The organism is Parafrankia elaeagni (genome assembly GCF_000374165.1).
Taxonomy (GTDB): domain Bacteria; phylum Actinomycetota; class Actinomycetes; order Frankiales; family Frankiaceae; genus Parafrankia; species Parafrankia elaeagni.
Window position 1 is genome coordinate 1 of sequence record NZ_KB893695.1, and the last position, 1,732, is coordinate 1,732.

The window sequence follows — 1,732 nt, forward strand, 5'->3', positions numbered from 1 at the left end:
GACACGGCGGCAACGACCGACAAGGCCGACACGGACACAGCGGCAACGACCGACTCCACCAAGCCCTAGACCGACACCGAGCTGCGCCCCCGGTGGTACGTATCCGCCCGCGCATGCCTCGCGGTAGTGGGAGGCGATGAGCACAGTGTCGTCGATCCGGCGGCGAGCCCGAGGTGTCGCGCTACATTGCCGACGCCGCTGCCAACGCGGTGAAGGTTGCCGGGATCACGCGTCTACCTGAAACGCGCCTCGCGCGCCGAACAGGGCCTCGTGACACCGTCAGCGTCCTACGACGCTGGGGTCGGCCTGTCCGTCGAGCGCGGTGTTGGGGTCGGTGCGCAGTCGGGTGAACCAAGCCGCAGGCGGTGCCGGTGCCGACTTCCAGCCGCTTGCGTAGCGTTTCCGCGGAGATCGGGCATTGGTGCTGCTGCCAGTGCAGCACGTCCACTGCGCGGGCTCGACAGCGGACGGGGACGCTGGCAGTCGACGGTTGACCACTGTCGGGGCGTGGTTCGTCAACTCCTACCTGGCGATGTACGACGCGCGCCTTCCGGTTGTCGATCCCGGATCTGGTCGACGAGAACGGTTCTCGGCTTGTCCGACGAACTTTGCCTCCCATGGCCGAGCAGGCGCTCGAAGCGCTGACCACGAGAGGCGAGCAGCTCATCCGAGCCCTCATGGACCACTATTGCCCTGCGCTTGGATGTTGAACTCCGCCGGCACGGGGAAGCCGGCACGGGGAGGCGGTGATTTGTCGATCATGGGACTTGCGGAGGCTCGCCGGACGTAAGCCCTATGCTGTTGCCCTCGATCCTGGCGTGGGTGTCGCTGCGCAGCTCCGCGACCAGCCTGCGGGCAGCCGGCGTCCCGATGCGAAGGCGCCTTCGTAGTGTTTCCGCGGAGATTGGGCGCTGGTGCTGCTGCCAGTGGAGTACGTCCTCGGCCCGCGCGCGGTGAAGCAGGTCCTGCTCGCGCGCCGCAGTCAGCTTGAGCCGAGACGCCTCTCGCTGTTCGGGTCTCCATTCCGGCGACGGGCCTGGCGCCGCGAACTGTTCCGGCACTGCTGCTCCGGCTGCGACGCCACCGGCAGGGGGACCGGCCAGTTCGGCGCGCGGTTCGATCGCCTGCATGGCGTGGAGAAGGGCGGGGGCCACCTCTGTCCATCCGATCAGCAGAAGTGCCACGACGGAGAAGTCGACCGCCGGCGCGACGAGAAACGCGACGTAGGTCGGCACGCCGAGGCGGACACCGAGCGTCGCGACATTGCCGAAGCCGAAGAGGAACGTCAGCCCGACGACGATGCCCACGATTGCGGTCACGAGGCGGACGGGGGCGTCTGAAACCGCCAGACCTGCGGAACATATGTTCGATTCGCCGGATGATGTTGTATGTGAGGTGCTCACTGGACATCGTCCTTGGTCAGAAGCCGCGCAGCGACCGGGCGGATGCTGATTTCGGGGCCCTGAACCAAGATCGTCCGGTTCTTATTGTGGTGCGTTAGGTCCACCGATGCCGAGAGGGGCCGTCCACCTAGGACGGCCCCTCTACCTGTAGGAACGCTAGTCGGCTCCGCGATCCCGCCACCGTCACCGGCGCTGGTGAGGACATGGTGCGGACGAACCGTTTTGCGAGGGATCGCGACTCTGCTGCTTAATTCGCGGTCGGGGTTGTGCGCTGCTGGCTGAGGCGGGTGAGTCTGCTGGTGCGGGGTGTGAAGGGCGGCTGGTGGGGG

The 1,732-nt window shown here is 67.0% G+C and carries 1 protein-coding gene; it reads right to left on the reverse strand.

Features of this window, described 5'->3' with window-relative positions; all coding sequences use genetic code 11:
- Positions 1–758: 758 nt before the first annotated feature.
- The gene (locus B207_RS32730; protein ID WP_018635625.1) at positions 759–1,319 is read right to left on the reverse strand and encodes a hypothetical protein; all 561 of its coding nucleotides are present in this window, start codon (positions 1,317–1,319) and stop codon (positions 759–761) included.
- Between the last annotated feature and the right edge of the window lie 413 nt (positions 1,320–1,732).